The organism is Planktothrix prolifica NIVA-CYA 540, assembly GCF_963864145.1.
Classification (GTDB): domain Bacteria; phylum Cyanobacteriota; class Cyanobacteriia; order Cyanobacteriales; family Microcoleaceae; genus Planktothrix; species Planktothrix agardhii.
Window position 1 is genome coordinate 997,661 of record NZ_CAWLTW010000001.1, and the last position, 25,544, is coordinate 1,023,204.

At 39.4% G+C, this 25,544-nt stretch carries 29 protein-coding genes and 1 pseudogene; 19 read left to right on the top strand and 11 right to left on the bottom strand.

Annotated features, from left to right (window positions below):
• The first annotated feature begins 108 nt into the window (after positions 1–108).
• The 10 genes from AC559H_RS04630 to AC559H_RS04675 all read left to right on the top strand — a co-directional run bounded on the left by AC559H_RS04630 (position 109) and on the right by AC559H_RS04675 (position 8,215).
• Positions 109–1,065 carry a DNA-directed RNA polymerase subunit alpha gene (locus tag AC559H_RS04630; protein WP_026786883.1) on the top strand — a complete coding sequence of 319 codons (957 nt, stop codon included), beginning with the start codon at positions 109–111 and terminating at the stop codon, positions 1,063–1,065.
• Between the two features lie 152 nt (positions 1,066–1,217).
• Positions 1,218–1,568, top strand: coding sequence for a 50S ribosomal protein L17 (gene rplQ / locus AC559H_RS04635; RefSeq protein WP_026786882.1), 351 nt, complete (start codon positions 1,218–1,220; stop codon positions 1,566–1,568).
• A gap of 145 nt (positions 1,569–1,713) precedes the next feature.
• Positions 1,714–2,520 (top strand): tRNA pseudouridine(38-40) synthase TruA, encoded by an 807-nt coding sequence (gene truA / locus AC559H_RS04640; protein WP_026793865.1) that lies wholly within the window; start codon positions 1,714–1,716, stop codon positions 2,518–2,520.
• A gap of 73 nt (positions 2,521–2,593) precedes the next feature.
• Positions 2,594–3,052 (top strand): 50S ribosomal protein L13, encoded by a 459-nt coding sequence (rplM, locus tag AC559H_RS04645; RefSeq protein ID WP_026786880.1) that lies wholly within the window; start codon positions 2,594–2,596, stop codon positions 3,050–3,052.
• Positions 3,052–3,465: a 30S ribosomal protein S9 gene (gene rpsI, locus AC559H_RS04650; protein ID WP_026786879.1), complete on the top strand. Its 414-nt coding sequence runs from the start codon at positions 3,052–3,054 to the stop codon at positions 3,463–3,465. The genes rplM and rpsI overlap by 1 nt, the downstream gene beginning before the upstream one ends.
• A 100-nt stretch (positions 3,466–3,565) precedes the next feature.
• Positions 3,566–3,793: a 50S ribosomal protein L31 gene (gene rpmE, locus AC559H_RS04655; RefSeq protein WP_026786878.1), complete on the top strand. Its 228-nt coding sequence runs from the start codon at positions 3,566–3,568 to the stop codon at positions 3,791–3,793.
• A gap of 211 nt (positions 3,794–4,004) precedes the next feature.
• Positions 4,005–5,114, top strand: a complete 1,110-nt coding sequence (prfA, locus tag AC559H_RS04660) for a peptide chain release factor 1 (protein ID WP_026793866.1) — start codon at positions 4,005–4,007, stop codon at positions 5,112–5,114.
• Positions 5,115–5,241: 127 nt separating this feature from the next.
• A complete protein-coding gene (locus AC559H_RS04665) occupies positions 5,242–5,649 on the top strand; it encodes a response regulator (RefSeq protein ID WP_026793867.1) in 408 nt (135 codons plus the stop codon).
• Positions 5,650–5,791: 142 nt separating this feature from the next.
• Complete coding sequence (locus tag AC559H_RS04670; protein WP_026793868.1) at positions 5,792–7,492, top strand: ABC-F family ATP-binding cassette domain-containing protein; 1,701 nt, start codon at positions 5,792–5,794, stop codon at positions 7,490–7,492.
• A gap of 75 nt (positions 7,493–7,567) precedes the next feature.
• A complete protein-coding gene (locus AC559H_RS04675; RefSeq protein ID WP_026786874.1) occupies positions 7,568–8,215 on the top strand; it encodes a Uma2 family endonuclease in 648 nt (215 codons plus the stop codon).
• An 89-nt stretch (positions 8,216–8,304) separates the two neighbouring features.
• Here AC559H_RS04675 and dprA read toward each other — a convergent pair whose 3' ends face one another.
• The gene (dprA, locus tag AC559H_RS04680; RefSeq protein ID WP_026786873.1) at positions 8,305–9,438 is read right to left on the bottom strand and encodes a DNA-processing protein DprA; all 1,134 of its coding nucleotides are present in this window, start codon (positions 9,436–9,438) and stop codon (positions 8,305–8,307) included.
• A 230-nt stretch (positions 9,439–9,668) separates the two neighbouring features.
• On the opposite strand from dprA, the gene AC559H_RS04685 reads away from it, so the two are divergent.
• Positions 9,669–10,673, top strand: coding sequence for a 2-hydroxyacid dehydrogenase (locus AC559H_RS04685; protein ID WP_026793869.1), 1,005 nt, complete (start codon positions 9,669–9,671; stop codon positions 10,671–10,673).
• 68 nt (positions 10,674–10,741) lie between these two features.
• On the opposite strand, the gene AC559H_RS04690 is transcribed toward AC559H_RS04685, so the two are convergent.
• The 3 genes from AC559H_RS04690 to AC559H_RS04700 all read right to left on the bottom strand — a co-directional run bounded on the left by AC559H_RS04690 (position 10,742) and on the right by AC559H_RS04700 (position 13,145).
• Positions 10,742–11,632 (bottom strand): type IV pilin-like G/H family protein, encoded by an 891-nt coding sequence (locus AC559H_RS04690; RefSeq protein WP_026786871.1) that lies wholly within the window; start codon positions 11,630–11,632, stop codon positions 10,742–10,744.
• A 60-nt stretch (positions 11,633–11,692) separates the two neighbouring features.
• Positions 11,693–12,211 (bottom strand): cyclic nucleotide-binding domain-containing protein, encoded by a 519-nt coding sequence (locus AC559H_RS04695; RefSeq protein ID WP_026793870.1) that lies wholly within the window; start codon positions 12,209–12,211, stop codon positions 11,693–11,695.
• A gap of 115 nt (positions 12,212–12,326) precedes the next feature.
• A complete protein-coding gene (locus AC559H_RS04700; RefSeq protein ID WP_026793871.1) occupies positions 12,327–13,145 on the bottom strand; it encodes a tetratricopeptide repeat protein in 819 nt (272 codons plus the stop codon).
• Between the two features lie 157 nt (positions 13,146–13,302).
• Here AC559H_RS04700 and AC559H_RS04705 point away from each other — a divergent pair, with 157 nt between their 5' ends.
• From AC559H_RS04705 to AC559H_RS04720, 4 genes are all read left to right on the top strand, one after another.
• On the top strand, positions 13,303–13,434 hold the full coding sequence (locus AC559H_RS04705) for a hypothetical protein (protein ID WP_267879829.1): 132 nt from the start codon (positions 13,303–13,305) through the stop codon (positions 13,432–13,434).
• Positions 13,435–13,739: 305 nt separating this feature from the next.
• Positions 13,740–14,096, top strand: a complete 357-nt coding sequence (locus tag AC559H_RS04710) for a DUF7980 family protein (RefSeq protein ID WP_026786868.1) — start codon at positions 13,740–13,742, stop codon at positions 14,094–14,096.
• Between the two features lie 32 nt (positions 14,097–14,128).
• The gene (locus AC559H_RS04715) at positions 14,129–14,836 is read left to right on the top strand and encodes a phosphatase PAP2 family protein (protein ID WP_036831728.1); all 708 of its coding nucleotides are present in this window, start codon (positions 14,129–14,131) and stop codon (positions 14,834–14,836) included.
• 27 nt (positions 14,837–14,863) lie between these two features.
• On the top strand, positions 14,864–15,664 hold the full coding sequence (locus tag AC559H_RS04720) for a prohibitin family protein (RefSeq protein WP_026793874.1): 801 nt from the start codon (positions 14,864–14,866) through the stop codon (positions 15,662–15,664).
• Between the two features lie 8 nt (positions 15,665–15,672).
• On the opposite strand, the gene AC559H_RS04725 is transcribed toward AC559H_RS04720, so the two are convergent.
• Positions 15,673–16,638, bottom strand: a complete 966-nt coding sequence (locus AC559H_RS04725) for a LysR family transcriptional regulator (protein ID WP_227397489.1) — start codon at positions 16,636–16,638, stop codon at positions 15,673–15,675.
• Positions 16,639–16,767: 129 nt separating this feature from the next.
• On the opposite strand from AC559H_RS04725, the gene AC559H_RS04730 reads away from it, so the two are divergent.
• The 4 genes from AC559H_RS04730 (at position 16,768) to AC559H_RS04745 (ending at position 19,294) form a co-directional block, all read left to right on the top strand.
• Positions 16,768–17,355, top strand: a complete 588-nt coding sequence (locus tag AC559H_RS04730) for a Crp/Fnr family transcriptional regulator (RefSeq protein ID WP_026793876.1) — start codon at positions 16,768–16,770, stop codon at positions 17,353–17,355.
• A 90-nt stretch (positions 17,356–17,445) separates the two neighbouring features.
• Positions 17,446–18,006 (top strand): MgtC/SapB family protein, encoded by a 561-nt coding sequence (locus AC559H_RS04735; RefSeq protein ID WP_051319517.1) that lies wholly within the window; start codon positions 17,446–17,448, stop codon positions 18,004–18,006.
• 21 nt (positions 18,007–18,027) lie between these two features.
• The gene (locus tag AC559H_RS04740) at positions 18,028–18,717 is read left to right on the top strand and encodes a cadmium resistance transporter (protein ID WP_026793878.1); all 690 of its coding nucleotides are present in this window, start codon (positions 18,028–18,030) and stop codon (positions 18,715–18,717) included.
• A gap of 115 nt (positions 18,718–18,832) precedes the next feature.
• Positions 18,833–19,294 carry a YidH family protein gene (locus tag AC559H_RS04745; RefSeq protein ID WP_227350046.1) on the top strand — a complete coding sequence of 154 codons (462 nt, stop codon included), beginning with the start codon at positions 18,833–18,835 and terminating at the stop codon, positions 19,292–19,294.
• Between the two features lie 48 nt (positions 19,295–19,342).
• Here the strand turns inward: AC559H_RS04745 and AC559H_RS04750 are convergent, their stop codons facing one another.
• The 6 genes and pseudogenes from AC559H_RS04750 to AC559H_RS04775 form a co-directional block, all read right to left on the bottom strand.
• A complete protein-coding gene (locus tag AC559H_RS04750) occupies positions 19,343–20,362 on the bottom strand; it encodes a DUF389 domain-containing protein (protein WP_237745550.1) in 1,020 nt (339 codons plus the stop codon).
• A gap of 158 nt (positions 20,363–20,520) precedes the next feature.
• Positions 20,521–21,645, bottom strand: coding sequence for a non-hydrolyzing UDP-N-acetylglucosamine 2-epimerase (wecB, locus tag AC559H_RS04755; RefSeq protein ID WP_026793881.1), 1,125 nt, complete (start codon positions 21,643–21,645; stop codon positions 20,521–20,523).
• A gap of 92 nt (positions 21,646–21,737) precedes the next feature.
• Positions 21,738–23,474: an ABC-ATPase domain-containing protein gene (locus AC559H_RS04760; RefSeq protein ID WP_026793882.1), complete on the bottom strand. Its 1,737-nt coding sequence runs from the start codon at positions 23,472–23,474 to the stop codon at positions 21,738–21,740.
• Between the two features lie 21 nt (positions 23,475–23,495).
• Complete coding sequence (locus tag AC559H_RS04765) at positions 23,496–24,572, bottom strand: M28 family peptidase (protein ID WP_051319516.1); 1,077 nt, start codon at positions 24,570–24,572, stop codon at positions 23,496–23,498.
• Entirely contained in the window at positions 24,569–25,114 is a 546-nt protein-coding gene (locus AC559H_RS04770; protein ID WP_026793883.1) for a hypothetical protein, read from the bottom strand. The genes AC559H_RS04765 and AC559H_RS04770 overlap by 4 nt, the downstream gene beginning before the upstream one ends.
• Positions 25,115–25,135: 21 nt before the next feature.
• A pseudogene (locus tag AC559H_RS04775) lies at positions 25,136–25,507 on the bottom strand (formyltetrahydrofolate deformylase); the annotation flags it as partial.
• Positions 25,508–25,544: the final 37 nt, after the last annotated feature.

Consider the following 25,544-nt stretch of genomic DNA (forward strand, 5'->3'; position numbering starts at 1 on the left):
GAAAGTTAGCGTCTTTATTTAGGAAGAATGAATACTCAAGTTTAGTTTCATTCTTTGCCTTATACTGTCAATTCATTTTGGGGTTCAATGGAGAAGGGAGGTCCATCGGTGGCGCAGTTTAAGATTGAGTGTATTGAATCGAACACTGATACAGACCGGAGTCAGTACGGTAAATTTGTCTTAGAACCGTTAGAACGGGGCCAAGGGACAACGGTTGGTAATGCTCTAAGACGGGTTTTACTATCGAACTTAGAAGGAACGGCGATTACATCGGCACGGTTTGCCAATGTTAATCATGAGTTTGCAACAATTCAAGGGGTTCGGGAAGATGTTTTAGAGATTTTGCTGAACCTGAAAGAAGTTGTACTCAAGAGCTATACCCACCAAAAACAAATCGGTCGCTTAGAAGTTCAAGGCCCAGCGACGGTGACGGCGGGTCATTTTAAGTTGCCTTCAGAAGTTGAGGTTGTAGACAAAAACCAATATATCGCTACCCTATCCCCAGGATCAACCTTGGAAATGGAAATCCAAGTTGATAAGGGTACTGGGTATCACGCCGTTGAGCGTAATCGGGACGAGGCACTGGCTGTAGATTTTCTCCAAATTGATGCTGTGTTCATGCCTGTACGGAAAGTGAATTACACCGTCGAGGATGCACGGGTGGGTGGAACTGTAGAAAAAGACCGCCTGATCATGGAGATTTGGACAAATGGGAGTTTAACCCCCCAAGAAGCCATCAGCCAATCCGCGACCAAACTGGTGGACTTGTTCACTCCGTTGAAAGACATCACCTTGGAATCAATCAAAAGTGACCAGAATGATGATGTTGATCCGACCAGTCAAATCCCGATTGAAGAACTACAGTTATCGGTTCGGGCTTATAACTGTCTCAAACGCGCTCAAATCAACTCGGTCGCAGACTTACGGGATTATACTCAAGAAGACCTATTAGAAATTAAAAACTTCGGTCAGAAGTCTGCGGAGGAAGTAATCGAGGCGTTACAAAAACGCTTAGGGATTACACTGCCTCAAGAAAGGGCATCTAAATCAGTAGTTAGTAGTTAGTCATCAGTTATCAGGTAAGAATTTAAAGATAGTTCATTAACTCTTAATTCTTAAGCTGATAACTGTTTACTATTAACTCTTGCACTGATCACTGTTTACTAATAACTGATCACTGATTAAACCACTCCATCATTTTCTATCTCAAGGTAATTATGCGTCATCGTTGTCGTGTTCCCCAATTGGGCAAACCTGCTGATCAGCGAAAAGCATTGCTGCGATCGCTGGCTACAGAACTGATTCGCCATGGCCGAATCACAACCACTAAAGTTAGAGCCAAAGCGGTACAATCAGAAGCAGAAAAAATGATTACCCTAGCCAAAGACGGCTCCTTAGCAGCCCGTCGTCAAGCCATGGGGTATATCTATGACAAACAACTGGTTCATTCGTTATTTGATGCGGCTCCATCACGGTATGGCTCTCGCAATGGGGGTTACACCCGGATTATCAGAACTGTGAGCCGTCGGGGAGATAATGCAGAAATGGCTATTATTGAATTGGTGTAATCAGTTAACAGTTAACAGTAAACGGTTATCAGTGTGAGAGTTAATAGTTAATAAGCTATCTTTGAATCCTTGCTGGATAAATAATAACTGATAACTGATAAATAATAACTGGTGACTGATAACTGATAACTGATAACTGATTTGTGTGATAGATCAACAGCGTATTGCCTTAGTGATTCAGTATCAGGGGACTCACTTTCAAGGTTGGCAGCGACAACCCAATCAACGGACAGTGCAGCAGGAAATTGAAACCGCGATCGCAACGGTAACTCAAGCTCCGGTTACACTCCACGCGGCAGGTCGCACCGATACTGGAGTTCACGCAGCGGCACAGGTGGCTCATTTTAATGCCCCCAGCTATATTCCTGACTATCGTTGGGCGACGATTCTCAATAATCGTTTATCGGAGGATGTGTTGATTCGGGCATCTGCCTCCGTTCCTAGCTCCTGGCACGCTAGGTTTTCGGCAAAATGGCGTCGATATCGGTACACCCTCTATACAGATGCTCGACCCAACCTATTTGTCCGTCCTTTCAGTTGGCATTACTATCATCATCCTTTAGATGAACAGTTAATCCAAGCCGCCCTGGAACAGTTAGTGGGATATCACCACTTATCGGCGTTTCAACGGAGTGGAACCTCTCGCCCCCATGCTTGGGTAGACGTGCAGTTCGTCAGTTGTCAACGCCAAAATCCCTTCATCCATATCGAAGTACAAGCCAGTGGATTTTTATACGGGATGATGAGGTTGTTAGTCGGGTTACTGGTACAGGTGGGAAATGGGGAACGATCCCTAGAGGAATTTCGAGATATCTGGACTCAAGAACGCCGAGAACTTGTTAAATATGCAGCGCCCGCCCAAGGACTTTGCTTATTGCGAGTCGGTTATCCAGAGTTTCCCTTTGAGCCTGATATTTGGTTTGACACCTTTCCTAAACTTGTCGTTGGTTGATGGTAAACCGAGTAAGGTTTAACCCCTCAAAAGCCAACACTCCATTTATTCTTAAATTTAAGGACAATCAAGAATGAGCACAAAAACCTTCCTGCCTTCGGAAGCTTCCCTAGAACCCAAATGGTATGTAATCGATGCTGCTGACCAACGTTTGGGTCGTTTAGCCACCGAAGTTGCCCGAATTATTCGGGGCAAAAATAAACCCATTTACACCCCTCATATCGACACGGGGGACTTTGTAATTATTGTCAATGCGGAAAAAATTGAAGTCACGGGTAAAAAACGCAGTCAAAAACTGTATCGTCGTCACTCCGGTAGACCCGGTGGGATGAAAATTGAAACCTTTGAAAAATTGCAAGCCCGTATTCCAGAAAGAATTATTGAGCAGGCGATTAAGGGGATGTTACCCAAAAATGCTTTAGGACGTAACCTGTTTACTAAACTCAAAGTCTATGCGGGGCCTGATCATCCCCATGAAGCTCAAAAACCTGAAACCTTAATCATCAATACTATTCCAACAGGAGGTAATTAATGCAAGCAACTGATACTGCAACACGCGCTGTTTACGGCGGAACTGGCCGTCGTAAATCTTCCGTAGCAAGAGTTCGCCTCGTTCCGGGTACTGGCAAATTAACCATTAATGGTAAAGATGGGGATTTGTACCTACAATACAACCAGGGCTATTTAGTCGCGGCTAAGTCTCCCTTAGAAACCTTGGGCTTAGAAAATGACTATGATATTTTGGTCAATGCCAGTGGTGGCGGTTTAACTGGTCAAGCGGAGTCTATCCGTTTAGGGGTAGCCCGTGCCCTGTGTGAACTTAACCCGGATAACCGCAAACCCCTAAAAACCGAAGGGTACTTAACCCGTGACCCCCGGGCTACGGAGCGGAAAAAATATGGTTTACGCAAAGCGCGTAAGGCTCCTCAATACTCCAAACGTTAAAAACCCCATGGGTTTACTTACCGTTTCGGTGTCTCCCGGGGGAATGATCCGGTGTTAAAATTGTCGGTTGACAACTCGTAAAATTTAGAACGTCAAAACCATGCCTAAACCTGGTATTCACCCTGAATGGTATCCAGAAGCCGAAGTCTATTGTAACGGTGAATTAGTCACTACCGTTGGTTCTACACAGCCTCGACTTAATGTTGATGTGTGGTCAGGAAATCATCCTTTCTACACCGGAAATCAAAAAATCCTAGACACAGAAGGACGAGTTGAGCGCTTTCTGCGGAAATACGGGATGATCGACGATAAGCAGTCGGAAAAATAGCAAGGTTGTCGTTTGTCTGTGGTTAGTTGTATGTAGTGTTTACAACAGACAACTGACTGTTTTAAATCCAGGGCTAATAGGGTTGATTTCATCTCGAATTCACCCGGTGCCTATGCCCTGAATCAGATTTAGGGAATCTAAATCTTGAATTTCTGAGTAGGGACGTGCCATTAGCGCGTCTTTACCGAACCGACAAAGGACAACTGAGATTATGGCTGATGCTTATCTTGTCGATAAACTCAAATCGATTGAACAAACCTTTAATGAGTTAACCCTCCGTTTAGCTGACCCTGATGTAGCTACTGACCCGGATGAATTTCAACGGGTGGCAATGGCTCGCTCCTCAATGGAAGAAATTGTTTTAGCTTATCAGGACTGGAAAACGGCTCAAGAAGAACTGCTTGGCTCTCGTCAAGTCATGAAAGAAGCCGGGGATGACCTGGAAATGCGGGAAATGGCTGCTTTAGAAGTGGCGGAGTTGGAAGCTAAAATTAGTCGTCTTGAAATTCTTCTGAAAGTCCTGTTACTGCCCCGTGATCCTAATGATGATAAAAATATCATGTTGGAAATTCGGGCGGGAACCGGAGGGGAAGAAGCCAGTATTTGGGCGGGGGATTTAGTCCGAATGTATACCCGATATGCCGAAAGTCAGGGCTGGCGGGTAAGTATGGTCAGTGAGTCCGTCGCCGATATGGGGGGCTTTAAGGAGGCTATTTTAGAAATCCAAGGGGACAGCGTTTACAGTAAACTCAAATTTGAGGCGGGAGTTCATCGGGTTCAGCGTGTTCCGGTAACGGAGGCGGGTGGTCGGGTTCATACTTCTACGGCAACGGTGGCAATTATGCCCGAGGTCGATGAAGTGGAAATCGCTATTGACCCCAAGGATATTGAGATGACCACGGCTCGTTCCGGGGGTGCTGGTGGTCAAAATGTTAACAAGGTGGAAACGGCTGTTGACCTGTTCCATAAACCTTCGGGGATTCGGATTTTCTGTACCGAAGAACGGAGTCAGCTAAAAAACCGAGAACGGGCGATGCAGATTTTACGGGCCAAGTTGTACGAAGCAAAACTGCGGGAACAACAGGAAGCCGTAACTTCTATGCGACGTTCCCAGGTGGGAACCGGGTCACGTTCTGAAAAAATTCGGACTTATAACTATAAAGATAGTCGAGTTACGGATCACCGCTTAGGTGAAAACTTCACTCTAGCTACGATTTTAGAAGGAAGTTTGGAAAGTGTACTCAGTGCCTGTATTGTTAAGGATCAAGAGGAAAGATTGGCTGAATTAGCAAATTCCACATCTAGTCCAGTTTCAGTGTAATTCAAGGGGTTTTGGCTTTGATGAGTGTGATCACCGAGAGCGCCCATTAGGTTAGCCCTGGATGCGGAAAGTGCGAGAACTCTTTGGAGTCTCGCCTTTTTTATAAATAAGTTTTAGAGATAAAAGTATGCCTGAAAGCAAACTGAAACTCATGGTGGTTGATGATGAGCCAGATAATCTCGATCTGCTCTATCGGACATTCCGGCGGGAATTTCAGGTATTTAGAGCCGATAGTCCTTCGGGGGCGATGAATATTCTCGACACCGAAGGGGAAATGGCGGTAATCATTTCTGACCAAAGTATGCCCGAAATGACTGGGATTGAGTTTTTCACCCAAGTTACCCAGCTTTTCCCTGATACCATTAGAATTCTGCTCACGGGTTATTCTGAAGATGCTTTGGATTTAGATTCTGGAAACATGGCATCAACTAATATCTTTAAGTGTATTACCAAACCCTGGGATCCTGAAGCTTTTAAAGCTATTATTCAAAAGGCGGTAGAAACCTATAAAGCAGCAAAGCAGAACACGGATTAAACGGATTTCACGGATTTCACAGATTAGGTTCCTTGCTGCGCTCAATTAAATATTAAGAGCGAAGCAAGAAGCGTAATCCGTGTAATCATCTTAATCCGTTTAATCCGTGTTCTTTCTTTTATTATAGTTAAGGAGATTCTCAATGTTACGACTTGAACATATTAGTAAAATTTATTCTACAGGTTTAGTTCTTAAGGATGTGAATTGGGAAGTTAAGCCGGGCGATCGCGTTGGTTTAGTCGGGGTAAATGGGGCGGGAAAATCAACGCAATTAAAAATTATTGCGGGAGAAATGGAACCAACTTCTGGGGAAATTATTCGTCCGGCTAGTTTGAAAATTGCCTATTTAACCCAAGAATTTGAAGTTAACCCAACCCATACGGTGCGGGAGGAATTTTGGACGGTATTTAAAGCCGCTAATCAAATTCAAGAATCCTTGACTGAGGTACAACATGAAATGCAAACTGCTAGTCCAGAGGAGTTAGATCAATTAATTAAAAAATTAGATCGTTTACATCGAGATTTTGAAGCGATTGGGGGATATACCTTAGAGTCTCAAATTGAGAAAATATTACCGGAAATGGGGTTTGAGTCGGAAGATGGCGATCGCTTAGTTAGTGCCTTTAGTGGCGGTTGGCAAATGCGTATGAGTTTAGGAAAGATTTTACTCCAAGAACCGGATTTATTATTATTAGATGAACCGACTAACCATTTAGATTTAGAAACCATTGAATGGTTAGAAGTTTATCTCAAAGGGTTAACAACTCCGATGGTAATTGTTTCCCATGACCGAGAATTTTTAGATCGTCTCTGTACCCAAATTGTGGAAACAGAACAGGGGGTTTCTAAAACCTATTTAGGGAATTATTCCGCTTATTTACAACAAAAAGAAGATGCCGAATTAGCTCAATTAAGTGCCTATGATCGCCAGCAAAAAGAGTTAGAAAAACAACAGGCTTTTGTGGAACGATTTCGGGCTAGTGCCACCCGCAGTACCCAAGCCAAAAGTCGGGAAAAACAACTGGATAAAATAGAACGAATTGAAGCCCCCAGTTCTTCTTCTGCGACCCTGAAATTTCGATTTCCGGCTTCGGTGAGAAGTGGTCGAGAAGTTGTCAATATTCAAGATTTAACCCACTTTTATGATAACAAAGTCTTGTTTTTAGGTACGGATTTATTAGTGGAACGAGGCGATCGCATTGCCTTTTTAGGGCCGAATGGTTGCGGAAAATCAACGCTATTGCGTTTAATTATGGGTTTAGAAGAAGCAACGGAGGGCAAGGTTGGTTTAGGAGAACATAACGTTATTCCAGGGTATTTTGAACAAAATCAAGCCGAGGCATTAGATTTAGAAAAAACCGTTATGGATACTATCCATGATGAAGTTCCCGAATGGAAAAATGAAGAAGTTCGGACTTTATTGGGACGGTTTTTATTTAGTGGAGATACGGTTTTAAAACAGGTTAATGCGTTAAGTGGAGGGGAAAAAGCTCGTTTAGCCTTAGCAAAATTATTACTCCAACCTGTGAATTGCTTAATTTTAGATGAACCTACAAACCATTTAGATATTCCCGCCAAAGAAATGTTAGAGGAAGCAATTCAACATTACGATGGAACGGTTTTAATTGTTTCCCATGATCGGTATTTTATTTCTAAAGTTGCCAATAAAATTGTCGAAATTCGTGACGGAGAGTTTCGGGTTTATTTAGGGGATTATCATTATTATCTGGATAAACTAGCGGAGGAGAAAGAACAAGCACAGTTAGCAAAATTAGAAGCGGAGAAAGCAGCTAAAAAAGCAGCTAAAGATGCTAAGAAAAAAGCCAATGCTAAACAAAAATAATATCCTAACCTGAGAAGTGGGATAGGTTTTGAGGATTAATATTAAGGAAACAGCGAATTAACACAAGGCAAAAACATGAGTGTAACTTTTCCTATTCAAGCGATTAAACTCACTCCGGGCAGCCAGATTACTATTTCTAACCTGTCCTGGCAAGATTTTGAACAAATTCTGATCGACTTAGGAGAAAAACGCAACAGCCGCGTTACCTACTACCGAGGAACCCTAGAAATTATGTCCCCTTTGGCACTGCATGAACGTCCCCATCGGATTATCGCCGATATCCTTAAAACGATTTTAGATATTCAAGGGCGCGACTGGGAGGATTTTGGTTCAACGACCCTCAAACGTCCACCGATTGGCGGAATAGAACCCGATACTTGCTTTTATATCGAAAATGCCCAACGGGTGCAAGGTTGTACCAACTTAGATTTAAAACAGTATCCACCCCCAGACTTAGCCATAGAAGCGGATGTTACCTCTAAAACGACTTTAGATGTCTACGAAGCCATCGGGGTTCCTGAAGTTTGGATTTATCGAAATCAACAGTTAAAAATTTACTTACTTTCTGATCAAGGTTACACTGAAACTGTTAATAGTCCTACCTTTCCTGAGTTATCCCTAACGGAACTTATTCCACAATTGGTGCAAAAAGCGATTGATGCTGGAACTAGCAAAATGTTACGAGAATTAAGAACCGAAACAGTCATCAGTCATAAGTTGTAAAAAATCAGTTGTAAAAAAACAGAAATAAATTGTGTCCTAACCGCCTTGAATGTTGCTATATTTTCTAATCTTACTGTTCCCTATATAGATTACGCTAATTTTCTATATCGCATTCCAGGCAATTGTTCCACTAATTCTAATAATTCTAATTGTAATAATGCTGCGGATACGTTGCCAGCGTCTAAATTCAGATTAACAATAATTTGATCAAAAGCCATCGGTTCCGATGAAAGTGCTTGTAATACTTTAGATAATTCGGGGTCTAAATCCGGTATAGATTTTGGGGGTTGAACCGGAATTTCAAATAAAGATAATTGTTGAGGTTCATCTAAAGGTGGTATTGCTCCTAATTGTTCGAGTAATTCGTCTAAATTAACCGGAATTAGACTCGCCCCACCATTAATTAATTTCAAACACCCCTGAGAATTTTGATCATCCAAACGACCGGGTAAAACATAAACATCTCGACAAAATTCATTGGCAACATGAGCCGTAATTAATGCCCCGGATTTTTGGGGAGCTTCCATCACAAAAACTGCTCGACTTAACCCGGCAATAATCCGATTTCGTTGGGGAAAATGACGGGGATTGGGTTTAGTTCCCGATGGATATTCACTAACTAATAATCCTTGATTAATCACCGCTTCACAAAGTTGACGATTTTCTTTAGGATAGGCAATATCTACCCCAGTTCCTAACGCTGCAATAGTTCGTCCTCCGACCTCCAAACAACTGCGGTGAGCTTGGGTATCAATTCCCGCCGCCATCCCCGAAACAATCGTAAATCCTCGACGGGTTAAGGTCATACTAATTTGACGAGTCCAGCGACAACCGTATTCCGTGGGAGTGCGGGTTCCAACAATAGCAACCGTAGGAGTAATCCCTTGATTTTCATTGGTTTCAACTTTTCCCCGATAATATAAAACCGGAGGAAAGGTGGGAATTTCTAATAATAATCGGGGATATTCGGCATCGGCAGGAGTCCAAAAATAGGGGTTTTTAGCAGTATGTTGTTCTAAGAATTCTTGGGGGTTAATTTGCGATCGCTGTTGGACAATTTTCTCAGCCGTTTGCTGGCCAAAACCTTCAACTGACCTTAACTCATTTGTCGTTGCTTGCCAAGCAATTTCTAATCGTTGAAAATGCTGTTTTAGACGCTGAATTGAGATAGAACCTACCCCATTAATTTGTGACCATGCTAACCAGTATATCCGTTCTTCCACAAAAAATAGACTCCTATATTCTTGAACATTAACTATAATCTGTATAACTTGAAAATTTATCTTGAATAAAACTTTATAAATTATATTTTAAAACACCCTATCCTCGATCAATAGATTGATTCCCTTACCTAATAATGTTACAAGATATTTAGCCCGATACAGAAGCAATGATATTTCTGAAAATTCTTCTGTTATCCTATCAAAGTGTTGTAACGTTTAACAATCTACCCATGAAAGTTGCTGTTTTTAGTACCAAGTCCTACGATCGCAGATTTCTTGAGCTAGAGAATACCATCTCTAAAGCGAATCATGAGTTAGTTTTCTTTGATGCTCGTTTGCAACCCCAAACCGCATCACTAGCGGCTGGATTTCCTGCGGTCTGTGTTTTTGTGAATGATGATTTAGGAACAGAAACCCTGGAAATCTTAGCATCTCAAGGGACAAAGTTAATTGCCCTTCGTTGTACAGGATTTAATAATGTTAATCTCAAAACTGCGGCTGAGTTAGGGATTAAAGTGGTACGAGTCACGGAGTATTCCCCCTATGCTGTTGCTGAACACGCCGTGGGATTAATTCTGATGCTCAATCGCAAATTATATCGGGCCTATAATCGGGTTCGGGATGATAATTTTGCATTAGATGGATTGTTAGGGTTTGACCTCCATAATCGCACCGTCGGGGTGGTGGGTACGGGAAAAATTGGGCAGATTTTTGCCCAAATCATGGCGGGATTTGGCTGTCATCTTTTGGGATATGATGTTTATCCTAATCCCAATTTTGAGAAACTAGAAAATGCTGAATATGTTTCTTTAGAAGAACTCTGGAAACGTTCAGATGTTATTTCTCTCCACTGTCCTTTGTTTCCTGAAACTCACCATCTGATTAATCAGGAAACTATTGCCAAAATGAAATCAGGGGTAATGTTAATTAATACCAGTCGGGGAAAATTGGTGGATACAAAAGCAGTGATTGAAGGGATTAAATCAGAGAAAATTGGTTATGTCGGTATTGATGTTTATGAAGAAGAAGACAAACTTTTCTTTGAGGATCTTTCTACGACAATTATTCAAGATGATACTTTTCAATTACTGCAATCTTTTCCTAACGTTGTGATTACTGCCCATCAAGGCTTTTTTACTGAAAATGCTTTAGATGATATTGCCCGGACAACGATTGCTAATTTTTCTGATTTTGAGCAGGGAAATCCTTTGACGAATCAAGTCACTGCGTCTTAAAGTTCTATTAATCTATACGGTGATAGAAAGTAAGGGTAATTCATGAATTGCCCTTATAAAAATAACTCCTAATTTACTATCGAATATCCCGCAGGACAATTGATCGCTTGAGTGCTGAATAATACGGGTTGAGCAGAAACTTTTTGGGTCGGTTGATCACTCTCACAAATAATTGATTTCGTGTTGATACTATTAATAGGTGAAGGTTCAAGATAAACCATTCCAATATAACTTTTTAATCCGTCTCGTTTCGCCACCGCGACAGATTGAACCATATTTTTTTCATCAATAACTCTAATATTATAGCGATAATTTCGAGTTTCTTCGGGAAGACCTTTAATAAATTCCTCTAAATTATTCCCAAAAACATTATACTTAGTATAACTGGCTTGATTACCTCGATTCATAATGTCAATATATTGTTGTGCTTCTAATTGGGTATCTCGATCAGCTTGTTCTTTTAATTCCGATGCTGTTGGCATTTTAATAGTAACTGAAGTGCCAATTCTAGGGTCTTCAGATGTTTTTTTAAACAGCAAAGGTTGAGACTTAAATGTTGTAATCGCGGGTTGTTCATCCCCACTAATATTTAAGTCTAACTGAAGTTGTCCATCTTCTTGTAATTCAAAAATTGCAGTTCCAACAATTTTTCCTTGAGGATCACGAAACAGCATAAATCCGGGTTTAAAAGTCGGATCAATCGTGTATTGTAATTGTATGGCTTCTATGGGTGTTACAAATATATAAATCTTGCCATCCTCAGTAAAAATAATACCGGAGTAAAGATTTGTGGGAACTTGCCATTTTCCTACTAATTGTTTAGCCACCGGATTTTCAGGTTGAGCCGATAAGATGACAGGAGTAATGGCAGAATTTATCACTAAATTTGCTACACTAAAACCGACTAAATTTAAGACTACCGACAAAAAAATTAAACCTTTTTTTTGACCTAAAATCATTAGCTTTTATCCTTATTTTAAGATAATAAATATTGGAATTTACATAAAATATCGAGTTCCTTATCCACTTAAACGCTGCATAATCCAATCTAAACGATGATCTTGCTCAGTTTGAATACCATTTTGAGGTAGTTTATTAGCTAATGAATTAGTGTTTTCATCACAGCCAAGATTGTTCACTGTTGCCCGTAAACGAGAGGATAAAAACTTAGTAATAGCACGATAAAATCTCAAAGAAAATAAAACATCTTCTTCTAATTTTTGAGACAACAGAGGTCGAGAAATAGATAATACATAACATTCTGCCGCCGCCTGTACCGTAGCCGAGGGTAAACGTCCATCAACAAAAGACATTTCTCCTAATACCTCACCCTCACCGATTTTTCCGACAATTTGATTCCCCAATGCAGCCACAGAAACATTTAGGGTTCCACTCAATACAATATATAGAGCATCCAGGGGTTGATTTTCTTCGATCAGAATAGCACCAGCTTGAATGGTTTCTCGTTTACCTTCTGTCACCATCCAGTCTATATCTCGATCATTTAATTCCCCTAAAATCAGTGAAGCATTGGTCATAATGTATTAGTTTTTAGAGAAAATAATTAATGGAAAAGCCGTTAAATTGTCGATTCCATTTTAAATGATAATAAAAGGTTATATTCCCTATTCCCTATTCCCTATTCCCTTCTCTCTAATATAATTCTAGCATTAATTTTTTCCTATATTCCTGGGTTAAAGGATGTTCGTCTCCGAGTAAATTGAAAATAGTTAACATCGCTTTTTTTGCGGCATCTTCTTTAAATTTACGATGGGTTGCCACAATCTCTAAAAACAAAGATAAAGCCTCGGAATATACCTGATCTAAAGTCAATTGACAGGCTTTAGCATAATTCTGTTCTAATTCGCTATCTCCAGAGGCGGTAGCATCTTTTTTAAATTGAATTAATTGTTTCAACGCCTGAGCTTTCAGAAAAAATTCTCGCTGATCTTCTGGAATTGTATTTAACAGTTTTTCAGCATTTTCAAATTGGTTTAACACAATTAAAAAATTACCCGCTTCTAACACCACCTCCGGTCGATCTGGATAGACAGAAAATAGCTGATCAAGTAATTGTTTAGCTTGGGAAAATTTTCGATCAGTAATTGCATTTTTTAACGCTTCTAAACTCCGTTCAAAATCAGATTTTAAATTCATTTGACTCAGGGTTTGCCGAATTTTGATTTCCGTTAAAGCACCAACAAAACCTGGACGCACTTCTCCTTGATCAACAATTCTGACATCGGGTACACCTTCGACTTGATATTCACTTGCTAATTCAGGACTTTGATCAATATCAATTTTTGCTAAAATAAAATCGTATTCTTTCACCAACTTTTCTAAGATTGGTTTTAAAATTTGGCAAGGGCCACACCAAGTGGCATAAAAGTCTATCAATACAGGTTTTTCATAGGAAACCTTGATGATCTCTTGCTCAAAGTTAGATTGATTAACATCGATCGCATATCCCATCTGACAAATCCTCCGATTGACTGCGTTTCCTATTTTATCCTAAATGTTCCGAGTTATGACTTATAATTTATGAAAAAATTGATTCCCACTCTCAACGGTTGAAACTATTATGAACAGATTATTTTATGGTTGAAAATGGCATTATATCAAACGGAAATTGTCAATCAAGATTGTAAAAATTAAGGAAAATATAAGTTATAAAAGTTTAGCAGGCGATCGCCTTACCCTCACCTATCAGAAAAATGGGGCGGTTGGGGACACCCTAATTAATGAAAAAAACGAGTCTTAGAAAATTGGCCTGTTTTAGAAACTCCTGAGATGCAAAAAAGCTCTATAGTGGCCAAATGGAGATCAAGGTTCCTCAACAACCCCCATGGGGACTGCGAGGGACTTTAATCGGGCTAACTTGGGGGTCTTGAAGGTAAATTTAATTCTAAATGTATTGAAATTCAGGCATGATTCATGTACAATCTTGACAGAAATTGATTTCAAACCCCAAATCATGGCCAGAAAATTTGGTTTCTGGCTTTTGCAGAGTATTTTTGATAAAACTTGAGATCAACTGGGTTGAAACTGTAAACAATAGAGGTATTTATGTCTAAAAAAATGATTGGCGGAATCTTAGTTTTTCTAGGTTTTATGATGTCTCCGTTGTGCTGGTGGAATGATTTAATTTTTAACTTACCTATTGCTTATGGGTTTGGATATGTTTTTAGCAAATTGTCTCAAGACTTATTTTTTCCTAGTTCTATTTTAGGATATTGGCTCTCTAATTTAGTGGGAATTTTACTCATGCAATATGGAGCCATGAATGTCGTTGAATCTTCGACTCCTGAACGAAATATCAAGAAAGATTTAGCAATAGGTGTATTTTCATCAACCGCTTTTACTCTGGTTATGGTAGCATTAGTTCAGTCTAATGTGATTGACCTTTCACTGTTACCTCATTAGACTGTACATCCGTGCAGTTTGAGGAAAAGATCATGTCTGATTTGAGTCCAAATAAACCGTCATTTGGGGACTGGGGTTCTGTGCAAAAGTGGTTCATCCTGCATTGGCGGTTTTTAATATTAGGCATTTCTTTACCTTTACTTTTGTTTGGAATTCTAGCTTTAAAAGTCGGTGAAAATGCCAGTGGTTTTTCCTGGGATCTGTCGATTTTATCTGCAATTCATTCCACCTGGCAACCAGAAATTGAACCCTTAGTTATCATTTTAACTTCTCTTGGTATATTCCCTAGAATTGGGTTACTGATAATTCCAGTTATTTTAACTTTAGGATATCACAAAAAATGGCGATCGCTCTTATATTTAGTTTTAACTATTTTAGGTAGTGGAATTATCAGTGTATCCACTAAAATTTTCTTCCATCGGATGCGACCTAGTTTGTTTGAATCTTCCTATCCTCTACCTGGAGATTTTTCTTTCCCCAGTGGTCATGCTACATTAAGTATGACTTTTGTGATCACTTTAATAATTCTAACTTGGAAGACAAAGTGGCGCTGGTTAGTAATTAGTTTAGGGGGATTATTTGCCCTAGCAATTGCTTGGACAAGACTGTATTTAGGAGTTCATTTTCCTAGTGATATTCTAGGGGGTTGGTTTTTGGCGATAACTTGGTCAATTTTTAGTAGTTTATTGTTCAATATTCATCAGTTTAATCCCATTCCAAATAATCAATCATCGACTTAAGTTAACCCTTGAATTATAATTACATCAATGCCAAGATATTCAGAATTGTTGAAACCCATTAATCTATTTTTTTTGTTATTATTATTCCTGATATTCTTTAATCCCCTGGTAATTGTTAAGGCTGGAGAAAGGGGGATTTTTATGGTTTTCGGGAAAGTTCAGACTGAAATTTTGGGTGAAGGATTGCATTTTATTATTCCTGTGGCGGAAACCGTAGAAAAGATGACTGTCCGTATTCAAAAACAGGAAATATCCGCCGAAGCATCATCTAAAGATTTACAAGAGGTGTTTACCGATGTAGCCTTGAATTGGCATATTATTCCTGAAGAAGCGAATTTAGCCTTTCAACAAATTGGGGATGAACAAGCTATTATAGAAGCGATTATTAATCCTGTTATTGAAGAAATTCTTAAAGCAGTAATGGCAAAATATACCGCCGAAGAAATTATTACTCGCCGAGAAAATGTAAAATCAGAAGTTGATAATTTATTAACGGGTCAATTAATTAATTATCATATTCAAGTGGATAATATTTCTCTGGTTCATGTTCATTTTTCCCAACGGTTTATGGATGCTGTGGAAGCCAAACAAATTGCTGAACAGGATGCTAAAAAAGCTGGTTTTTTAGTTTTAAAAGCCATTAAGGAAGCTGAAGCTAAAGTTAATTTATCTAAAGGAGAAGCGGAAGCTAATGCTTTGTTGCAAAAAACATTAACTCCACAAATATTGCAAAGGCAAGTTGTTGCTCAATGGAATGGAAAACTACCCTTAGTTCTGGATGATAAGTCAATTCATAGATTCAATCTGGACACCTTACTTAATCGTTGATTGATCTATTATATATTTATGTCATTTAATAATAACATTTTTTCAAAGGTTTGAGAAATTTGGGTTTGAAACCGTTGGTAATGTTTAATTTTTAAAAAAGGTCGAATTAATTCTAATTCTTGACCAGAATTTTGACGATCATCAATAATCCTAATTGCTTTTAACAATCCTAATTTTAATTCTTTTTTAACCATCAGTTCAGAAATTCCCGCCGCCACATGAGCTTCTTCGACAATAGCTTTCACCATTTCTCCGGTATTTAAAACTAAAATAACCTTTAATTCATTCAGGTTAATTCCCCAATTTTGCAATGCTTCTTCCAAACGTTGTTGAGTCCCAGAACCCGGTTCTCGCATTACCCAATCCGTATTTTTGAGTTCGGCTAAATCAACCTGTTCTCGCGCAAACCAAGGATGGGATTGTCCGACAACAATTAATAAGCGATCGCTACCAATTTCCTCTTGATTTAACAATTTTTGCAGGGAAGGTTTTACTTCTCCTTCAATTAAGCCTAAATCAAACTGTCCGTTGGCTGTCCCTAAACAAATTTCTTCCGTATTTGCTAAGGTGCAATTGACCATAATTCCTGAATATTGCCGTTGAAATTGACTAATTTTTTCCGGTAGCCAATAGTTACCAATGGTTAAACTAGAACCTAATTTTAGCTCCCCCCGTTGGAGATTATTTAACTCTCTTAATCCCCGTTCAGTTAAAGCCACTTGTTCCAATATTTTTTGGGCTTCAAGTTGTAGTAATTCTCCCGCTTCTGTAATTTCAACATGGCGACCAATCCGATGAAATAACTTAACTCGATATTCCGTTTCCAAACTATGAATCGCAGCACTCACCGCAGGTTGGGTAATATAAAGGCCTTCAGCCGCCCGGGTAAAATGTAGATGTTCCGCCACAGCCAAAAAAATTCGCAGTTGCTCTAGGGTCATTCCAGCCATTATAAAGTCACTTACCTCGCGCATAATCAGGGGATTGGGATTAGTCTGAATGGGGAATAAACAGAATTTAATACAATCATAATTGTATTCTAATGCAAATTGAGGTAATATGCTTTACAATTCTAGTTGAATTTCACTTAGTCTGTATCTTACATGACTTTAGCTCAAAGGATTGCCCCTGAATTTAGTCAGCAACAGCGTTACTTCCAGCGTCGTGACCAACTTCCGGCAAGACGGGATCACCTGTGGAGAATTGAGTCGGGTGTTGTGCGTACCTTCACCTACCTGGAAAATGGAACCGTTGTTACCCTGGGTTTATGGGGGGTAGGGGATGTGGTATCCCGGGTTTTATCGAAATCTGACCCCTACTATATGGAATGTGTCACCCCCGTTCAGGCAACCTCCGTTCCCATCTCTGAATTTGATGACTTACATCCCCTATTAATTGAACATATTCATCAACTGCAAACCTTTTTAGAAATTGTCCATTCTCGTCCCGTTGATGCAGCTTTACATAAACTATTCATCTTATTAGCCAACAAATTTGGTAGTGATGTTCCCCATGGACAACTGATTGAGTTTCATTTAACCCATCAGGAAATTGCTGAAAGTATCGGGACAACACGAGTCACTGTCACCCGACTTTTGAAAGAATTTGAACAGCAAGGTATCATTGAACGGTTGAATCGGCAATTTATTATTCTCCCTGGACATCAACCTTTTTGGCATTATGAAATTTAATTAGTTAGTTTTTTTGATAACTAACTTGATAAACTTGATGATCAGGTTATCGAGAATAATTAGAATCTTTCCTTGGAGTTTATATTATCAATGGCTGTCAATTCTAACCCAATGTTTTTTCTGTCCGATGACTGGTTAACCATTATTTTCCGCTTAGGAATAGCTTTGTTAATTGGAGGTGTGATTGGATTAGATCGTGAGCAACCAAGTAGACCAGCCGGACTGAGAACCTATATGGTTGTTAGCTTAGGGGCTGCAATTTTTGTGATGATTACCCTACAAGCCGGGTTTGATCTTAACTCAACTAATGCTTTGAGTCGTAGTATTCAAGGCATTGCAACGGGAGTGGGATTTATTGGGGCAGGAATTATTTTGCAGCAGTCAAGACCCAATCTTAAACCCAAAGTTAAAGGACTAACTTCGGCAGCAGCTTTATGGTTAACCGCAGGTTTAGGAACTGCCGCTGGATGTGGATTATGGCGGATGAGTTTAATTGGAACCTTAATGACCTTACTCATTTTAAGAGGGTTCAAAAAAGTCAAACTGACTTCAATTTATCGGCTACGAGTTTATAAACCCTTTTATAAACGGCAACGAATTCCTCGTCCTAAAACTCCAACACATACTGAGGGAACGAATTCAGAAGACTAAGAACACAAAAAACCCTAAAAAATGAACCCATTAATTGCTGATATTTTCACTGGAATTGCCACCTTTACCGCCACAAATGTTGATGATCTTCTCATCCTCACCCTATTTTTTTCCAAAGTCAATGATCAGTTCCGCCCTCGCCAAATTATCATCGGTCAATATTTAGGATTTGTTCTGCTCTTACTTGCCAGTTTGCCCGGTTTTTTTGGCAGTTTATTTATTCCTTATGATTGGATTCGCTGGTTAGGTGTAGTTCCGGTGATTTTTGGGATTTCTTATCTATTAAAATCCAAAACAGACAAGGAGGAAGATTTAAAAGATGTAGAAACTCTAAAAATATCAAATAACCCTTCTTTCTGGCAAAATTGGTTATCTCCTCAAATCTATGGAGTTGCAGCGATAACGGTTGCCAATGGTAGTGATAATATTGCGATTTATTTTACCCTATTTGCCAGTAGTAGTTGGGAAAGTCTATTAACCATAATATGTACATTTTTATTCCTGGTAGGGGTTTGGTGTTATCTTGCCTATCGGTTAACCCGTTTTCCCGCTATTTCCAGAATTTTAACCGGGTATGGTCATACCTTTGTTCCCTGTGTGTTAATTGGTTTAGGAGTTTTGATCGTCAAAGAGAACCTTTTATTAGCACTTCTAGCCCTGTTCATTAGTTATGCTTGGGTCTTATTTTCTAGTCCCGATAAAATAACCTGAGTTGAATTTTAGAATTAAGGGGCTATTTCTGAAACCCTTCAATCATAAATTGACTACTGGCAATTTCCACAATCTAGGTTAAGACAGTTCTCTCTATTTTTTTTAATTCTAAACAATGAAAACTGAAGATTATACCGAAACTAACTCCTCTAAATCGATGGACTTACCAGACTCTAAACCTGAAACTAATCAAAAGCGAAAAAAACTCAATCCCTCCCGGGTTCGAGATCATTTAGCCAATGAACGTACCTATCTAGCTTGGATGCGAACTGCGGTTGGTTTAATGGGATTTGGGGTGGTGATTTTACGTCTGCGCGCTTTTCAACCCATTGCTGTCCCTGGCCCCGGTTATGGCTGGAAATTAGGATTATTATTTTCCGGGGTAGGTTTATTAACCGTATTATTATCGACGTTTCAATATTTTGTTGTCCGTCGAGATATTGAAGAAGATAGTTATGAACCCCCTGACCGTTGGGTGATTTTATTTAGTTTAGCAATTACATTATTAGGGTCAGGAATTATTTATTTTGTTTTCACCAGTCCTGTATCCAGTCCCCTTGATTTTGGTGGTTTTTAATAACAGGTGATAATAGGGTGCAAAGGAGTAAGAATTAAGGGTTAATATCTATTCCTTTTCCGCCTCTACTCGTTCAATGTCTTCCACTAAAAAAACTAATGTAAAATTCTGCCTCATTTTTTGATTAATAAAATCTTGAACTAAACCGACTTGTCTTGGAGTAACAGGTTCGGTAGCTCGAACTTTTAAATAAGCAATAGGAGGATCTTGTTTCCAATCAATATAAGTTTCCTGTAAATCTACCCGTTGTCCCGTTAAGGTTTGCTGTTCAAAAATATTTCTTAAATCAGTTTGTAGTTGCAGTTGAGTTACGAACTGTAAAAAACTAATTCCTAAAGGAATTGCTAAAGCAGAAGCAACAATTAATGTTAAAACAAATTGTTTTCGCAGTCGGGAATAACCTGCTAAAATAAAAACGATCATACAAGCTAAGGCGATCCCAATTAAATTGGTTAAATAAAGTAATGTTGCGCCATAACTTAAATCAAAAAAACCTTGGGATAAAGTTAAACCAACCACGCATAAGGGAGGCATTAAAGCCACGGCAATTGCGGTTCCGGCTACTGCATCACTAATTCCCTTTTCTACCTTGGTAAAACCGCTTAATCCCCCCGCTACAACGGCAATTCCCAAGTCAATTAATGTCGGTTCAGTTCGGGCTAAAACTTCCGAACCAAAATCTTGAATCCCGGTTACTTTTCCTAAGATCATTGATAATATTAGTGCCACCACCGTTCCCACAATAATCGAGATAATACCACGGCGAGATAATTCTTGATCACTTTTTAAAAGACCAAAGGCTAATCCCCGCAGGGGTAACATAATCGGAGCCACTAACATCGCCCCAATAATCACGGCGGTACTATTACTTAATAATCCAAAGGTAGCAATTAAACAGGCTGTAATCACCAGGACAATATAGTTAAAACACAGTGTGGATTCAGCTATTAAATCCTGGCGCATTTGGATGACGGCATCATCCCACTTTAACAGTACCTCGGCAATCGTAGTAAGCCCTTCAGGGCTTTCTTCCCACTTTAACAGTACCTCGGCAATAAATCGCAACAACGGTTTAGGATGCGATGAATCGCAACAACTAGGATGCGATGAATCGCAACAACTAGGATGCGATGAATCGCAACAACTAGGATGCGATGAATCGCAACAACTAGGATGCGATGAATCGCAACAACTAGGATGCGATGAATCGCAACAACGGTGTTGGTTTAATTGTTGATAGGATTAAAATAATTTTTGATAATATTAATAATCCGTTCCGAAGCGTGACCATCCCCAAAGGGATTAATGGCATTTGCCATGTTTTGATAGGCAATTTCATTCTTTAATAATAGACTCGCTTCTGTAAAAATATCCTGTGATCTTGTCCCAACTAATTTAGCGGTTCCTGCTTCCACAGCTTCAGGACGTTCTGTAGTTGTTCTTAATACTAATACCGGTTTTCCTAAACTGGGTGCTTCCTCTTGTAATCCCCCGGAATCCGTTAATACAAAATAACAGCGATCAATCGCCGCCACTAATTCGGTATAATCTAAAGGTTCGGCGAGAAATATCCGGGGATGATTCCCTAATTTTTCGGTTAAAGGTTCCCTAACCGTTGGATTTTTATGCAAAGGTAATAATAGGGCCGTATCAGGAAATTCATTCAGAATTTTTAGGAATCCTTCCGCGATTCCTTCTAAGGGTTTTCCCCAATTTTCCCGCCGATGAACTGTGGCTAAAATTAACCGATAGTCCCTATTTTCTAATTCAGGAATATGGAGTTGAGGTTGTTGTTTAGCAACGGATAATAAAGCATCAATAACTGTATTTCCAGTGTGATGAATTTCTCCTAAAACTCCAGAATTTTTCAGGTTTTGAACTCCTTGAGTCGTGGGGGCAAAATGTAATTGGGTTAACTGAGAAATTAACCGCCGATTAGCTTCTTCAGGATAGGGATTAAACACATCATTGGTGCGTAATCCGGCTTCAACATGACCAACGGGAATTTTTTGATAAAAAGCGGCTAAACTTGCAGCAAAAGCCGTGGTTGTATCTCCTTGAACTAATACTAAATGGGGATTTAATTGTTTGAATAAATCTTCTAATCCCCGTAAACTTTTACAGGTAATATCCGTTAAGGTTTGCCGCGCTTGCATGATGTCTAAATCTTGGTCTGCGGTTAAATTGAATAACGTCATCACCTGGGCCACCATTTCTCGATGTTGACCAGTTAAAACCACCTGGGTATCAAATCCAGACGTTTGTTTTAACTGTTGAATTACAGGGGCTAATTTAATCGCTTCTGGGCGAGTCCCAAAAACCACAGTAACTCGGAGAGGAATAGGGAACATAATCATTAATAATTGTCAATAAAAAGTTAAATGAATTAGAGAATTTATCAAGGTTTAACTATCCATTTTCCCTTTATTAAGGGAGGATCACTTTAAGATTGTTTGACTTCTAAGGTTCTAATTCTGTTGATAGCCGCAGCTAATTCAAATCGTCTGAATATTGCTAAATCTCCTTGGGGAAATGGGGCAATAATATCTAATCCTTTGCTGGCAATATCATTCATAATTTGATCTAAAATTTGAGGTAGGGTTTTCTCTCCATTAATATACTGTTGTTTAGCATAAACCATTGCCGCCGCGATCGCGCGTAATTGATCTTGAGAAACCAATTGTTCCACCGCAGAAACATCAATATCTTCGGTTCCAAATAATACCTCATCCACATCCCTAACCTTCACCCGCACATCCCAACGTCCCCGACTGGGATCTAAACTTTCAGAAAGAGGAATTCGCGGACGAATAACACCAAAGTTTTCACCCCCTTCTAAGGTGCGACCCGTACTATATTGATAGGCGATTTCTTTGGCTTTTGCTGTTAATTCTAAGGCTTGAAAATTCTCCATTCCGATTACCTGATCTGCGACATCAAAATAATCCCCACTGCCTCCCATGACTAAAATAGTAGACACAGAATAATCATGATAAAGTTGGCGAACTTTATCAATAAAAGGAGTAATTGGTTCTTGATCTTTAGAAATTAATGCTTGCATTCGGCGATCGCGAATCATAAAATTAGTGGCGGCGGTATCTTCATCTACTAATAATACAGCCGGAATTGAGGGAGAATTTTCGGCTAAAACTAATGCCTCTAATGCCTCCATAATATTAGCAGCTTGGGAGGTACTTCCACTAGCATTTTCCGTGGAGAATTGCGTTGTCGAACGACCTTGAGGTAATTGATTAATAAATGCAGAAATATCCACTCCTGCCACACTGCGACCATCCTCTGCCCTAATTTTTACCGCCGATGGATTGGTAATTACAAATTCCCGACCATCCCCAGGAATATGATTATAAACCCCTAATTCAATTGCTTTTAATAAGGTTGATTTCCCATGATAACCGCCACCGACAATTAAACTGATTCCTTGAGAAATTCCCATGCCTTTAATTAATCCTTGGTTGGGACAATTAAACTCCACTTCTAAGGATTTTGGGGATTGAAAATTAATCACATTTTCTGTCAAAGGACGACTATCAACCCCACTTTTACGGGGTAAAATTGCACCATTGGCGACAAAGGCAACTAACGCTTTTTCGGCTAATTGTTCCCGTAAATAATCCGCATCTTCTGCCGTTTCAATATGACGTTTAATAGCCTGTTTATCTAAATTTTGATATCTTAAAGATCGGTCTACCAGGCTGGGAATATCATCACAAATCATCATCGTGGCTTGACGACCTAAAATATTGCGTCCCCGGGCAGGAAGTCCGACAAAAAAACGCATTTCTACCCCTTTTTCTGAAGTAGAAGCGGCCGTCCGTTCTAATATTTCTTGACCCATTTTTGTCACCGCAATCATGCCACTTTTGCCCGTTCCCCGATGGCTACTAATCTCGATTGCATTTTGATCAAATTCCCGAATTAGATAGTCTCGCAGGGCAATTTCACGGCTGTGAGTGCGGTATAATTCAGCAGGAAATCCGGCAATTGTTGGGGGAATTTGAACACGGAATTTACTCGGTGCAGCAAAGGGATCGCCTTGAACATAATCAATAATTAGGGTGAAATTGGGAAATTCATAAGTCCCTACAATATCTTTATAAGCTTTATAACCTCGATTATCCAGATCAAATAATAGCTGTCGTAGGTTTTCTTGAGTCTTCATATTAGATCATAAATAATTGATTTAATTAAGGGAATGGGGAATATTAAAGGGGGTCTGACTATTTAGAAGTTCAGCAACTACATTATAAATGATTGTGGCTGATCCTTCAAAAAAGTTGGGATCTAAATTAGCCATTGTATCACTAGGTTGATGATAATGGGGCGATCGCAAATTCGCCGTATCGGTGATTAAAACCGCCGGAATACCTTGATACCAAAAGGGAGCATGATCACTGCGTAAAACATCCGGTGTGAGCAAACCTTTTAAGGGAATAGGTACAGCTACAAGGGGCGGAAATTGAACGGAATTAGAGGTTGATATTTTAATGGATTGACCGACCCTTTGAAACACTTTTAATAGGGATAAATTTTGAATTTCTCCCACTACGGTTAAAAATTCTCCTCGGTCTGGAAATTCAACTCCAGCAGCTTCTAAAAGGGGAGTTATAGCAATTCCTGAAGGATAGGTTTGACAGCCGGGTAAATGACAGGCATAACCTACCATATCTAATATAATTGCCGCTTGTAAATTTGTCAAATTTTGGGTTTTTTCCGTAAAGGCAAAACTTCCTAAAAGCCCGACTTCTTCTTGATCAAAAAAGACAATCTTTAAGCCCCGAAGTGTGTTTTTTTGAGCCAATAAACGGGCGATTTCTAAAATTACCGCTACCCCACTGGCGTTATCATTAGCACCCGGAGAATTGGGAACAGTATCATAATGGGCAGCGAGTAAGATTACTCCGGCTTTTGGATCGGTTCCTGGGTGTTCCGCTACAATATTAACACCTTGATCAAAGGATTGTAAACTGGGAGCAAAGTTGAATAATTCCAATTGTTTGATCAAATAATTTCGCACCCTTTGTCGATCAGAATCTTGAAATCTTTCTCCTACTAACACTTTAATATGACTCCATAGTTGAGGCGGATCAATTGTATCTAGTTGAGGAGATATCAAGGCAGGAGAAGGTGTAATTTGAGTTTGAGAATGGGAGGAAATTGACTCTATTTTATCATCGGGCAATCCAGCATAACATCCGACAATAATTCCGATGGCAATTCCCATCCACAAAAAAATCTTAATCCACGGTTTTACCTTCATTCCAAATTGAAATTAATCGGTTTACTGGTTAGCTTAAATTGCTTCTCCTCTATTTTAACATAGGGAATATTTATGGTTTCTAATTCCAATAATTGAGGATGTTTAGGCAGCCAGTTTTCAGAAATAGGTTGAAAATTTTCTGCGTTTTTACATAATAAAAAAATTTCTTCTTCTAAACTATTAGCCAATTGATTAATACGATCACAATTTTTTTTAAGTTCAATCCAATTTTTTTGAGCCTGAAAGCGATTAATTTGAGCCTGTTTAACGGCGAGTTTAGCCCTAACTTGTCTTAATTTAATCCGAGTGGCTTGAATTTCTTGATCGAGTTGTTGTAAATTCAATGACCAACGCTGGGCTTCGTCTTGGGTTTGTTGTTGTAAGGTGGCTAAGGATTCAGGGGAAGAATCCGAGGAAAATAAAACAGTAACATGAAAGTTAGAACGCTTACTTCTTAACCTATTATATTCAGCTTTGACCGCATTAATTTGATCTTTAATCGCGTCCCATTCTGTTTGTAAATTTTCTAAAGTTTGGCTCATTTGATCATTTCCTTTGAGTATTTAAGCAAAAACAACGGTTCGATTTCCATAGACTAACACGCGATTTTGGATGTGTAAACGAACCGCCCTAGCTAAAACTAATCGTTCTAAATCCTTGCCTTTTCTGATTAAATCTGCTACGGTGTCCCGATGACTAACCCGCACGACATCCTGTTCAATAATTGGCCCTTCGTCTAAATCTGCGGTTACATAATGGGCGGTTGCACCGATAATTTTAACCCCGCGTTCGTGCGCTCTTTGATAGGGATTGGCCCCGGCAAAAGCGGGAAGAAATGAATGATGAATATTGATGATTTGGGAGAAGTTTTCGACAATTTTGGGAGTTAAAATCTGCATATATTTAGGGAGAACTACTAAATCAATACCTTTTTGGTCGGGACAAGAAACTAATAAGGTTGCTGTAGGTAGG

Excerpts from the sequence above, each read along its gene's own strand:
- rplQ (WP_026786882.1), top strand. The coding sequence starts at position 1,218 with ATGCGTCATCGTTGTCGTGTTCCCCAATTGGGCAAACCTGCTGATCAG.
- rplM (WP_026786880.1), top strand. The coding sequence starts at position 2,594 with ATGAGCACAAAAACCTTCCTGCCTTCGGAAGCTTCCCTAGAACCCAAA.
- rpsI (WP_026786879.1), top strand. The coding sequence starts at position 3,052 with ATGCAAGCAACTGATACTGCAACACGCGCTGTTTACGGCGGAACTGGC.
- rpmE (WP_026786878.1), top strand. The coding sequence starts at position 3,566 with ATGCCTAAACCTGGTATTCACCCTGAATGGTATCCAGAAGCCGAAGTC.
- prfA (WP_026793866.1), top strand. The coding sequence starts at position 4,005 with ATGGCTGATGCTTATCTTGTCGATAAACTCAAATCGATTGAACAAACC.
- AC559H_RS04665 (WP_026793867.1), top strand. The coding sequence starts at position 5,242 with ATGCCTGAAAGCAAACTGAAACTCATGGTGGTTGATGATGAGCCAGAT.
- AC559H_RS04670 (WP_026793868.1), top strand. The coding sequence starts at position 5,792 with ATGTTACGACTTGAACATATTAGTAAAATTTATTCTACAGGTTTAGTT.
- AC559H_RS04675 (WP_026786874.1), top strand. The coding sequence starts at position 7,568 with ATGAGTGTAACTTTTCCTATTCAAGCGATTAAACTCACTCCGGGCAGC.
- AC559H_RS04685 (WP_026793869.1), top strand. The coding sequence starts at position 9,669 with ATGAAAGTTGCTGTTTTTAGTACCAAGTCCTACGATCGCAGATTTCTT.
- AC559H_RS04690 (WP_026786871.1), bottom strand. The coding sequence starts at position 11,632 with ATGATTTTAGGTCAAAAAAAAGGTTTAATTTTTTTGTCGGTAGTCTTA.
- AC559H_RS04695 (WP_026793870.1), bottom strand. The coding sequence starts at position 12,211 with ATGACCAATGCTTCACTGATTTTAGGGGAATTAAATGATCGAGATATA.
- AC559H_RS04700 (WP_026793871.1), bottom strand. The coding sequence starts at position 13,145 with ATGGGATATGCGATCGATGTTAATCAATCTAACTTTGAGCAAGAGATC.
- AC559H_RS04710 (WP_026786868.1), top strand. The coding sequence starts at position 13,740 with ATGTCTAAAAAAATGATTGGCGGAATCTTAGTTTTTCTAGGTTTTATG.
- AC559H_RS04715 (WP_036831728.1), top strand. The coding sequence starts at position 14,129 with ATGTCTGATTTGAGTCCAAATAAACCGTCATTTGGGGACTGGGGTTCT.
- AC559H_RS04720 (WP_026793874.1), top strand. The coding sequence starts at position 14,864 with ATGCCAAGATATTCAGAATTGTTGAAACCCATTAATCTATTTTTTTTG.
- AC559H_RS04725 (WP_227397489.1), bottom strand. The coding sequence starts at position 16,638 with ATGCGCGAGGTAAGTGACTTTATAATGGCTGGAATGACCCTAGAGCAA.
- AC559H_RS04730 (WP_026793876.1), top strand. The coding sequence starts at position 16,768 with ATGACTTTAGCTCAAAGGATTGCCCCTGAATTTAGTCAGCAACAGCGT.
- AC559H_RS04735 (WP_051319517.1), top strand. The coding sequence starts at position 17,446 with ATGGCTGTCAATTCTAACCCAATGTTTTTTCTGTCCGATGACTGGTTA.
- AC559H_RS04740 (WP_026793878.1), top strand. The coding sequence starts at position 18,028 with ATGAACCCATTAATTGCTGATATTTTCACTGGAATTGCCACCTTTACC.
- AC559H_RS04745 (WP_227350046.1), top strand. The coding sequence starts at position 18,833 with ATGAAAACTGAAGATTATACCGAAACTAACTCCTCTAAATCGATGGAC.
- wecB (WP_026793881.1), bottom strand. The coding sequence starts at position 21,645 with ATGTTCCCTATTCCTCTCCGAGTTACTGTGGTTTTTGGGACTCGCCCA.
- AC559H_RS04760 (WP_026793882.1), bottom strand. The coding sequence starts at position 23,474 with ATGAAGACTCAAGAAAACCTACGACAGCTATTATTTGATCTGGATAAT.
- AC559H_RS04765 (WP_051319516.1), bottom strand. The coding sequence starts at position 24,572 with ATGAAGGTAAAACCGTGGATTAAGATTTTTTTGTGGATGGGAATTGCC.
- AC559H_RS04770 (WP_026793883.1), bottom strand. The coding sequence starts at position 25,114 with ATGAGCCAAACTTTAGAAAATTTACAAACAGAATGGGACGCGATTAAA.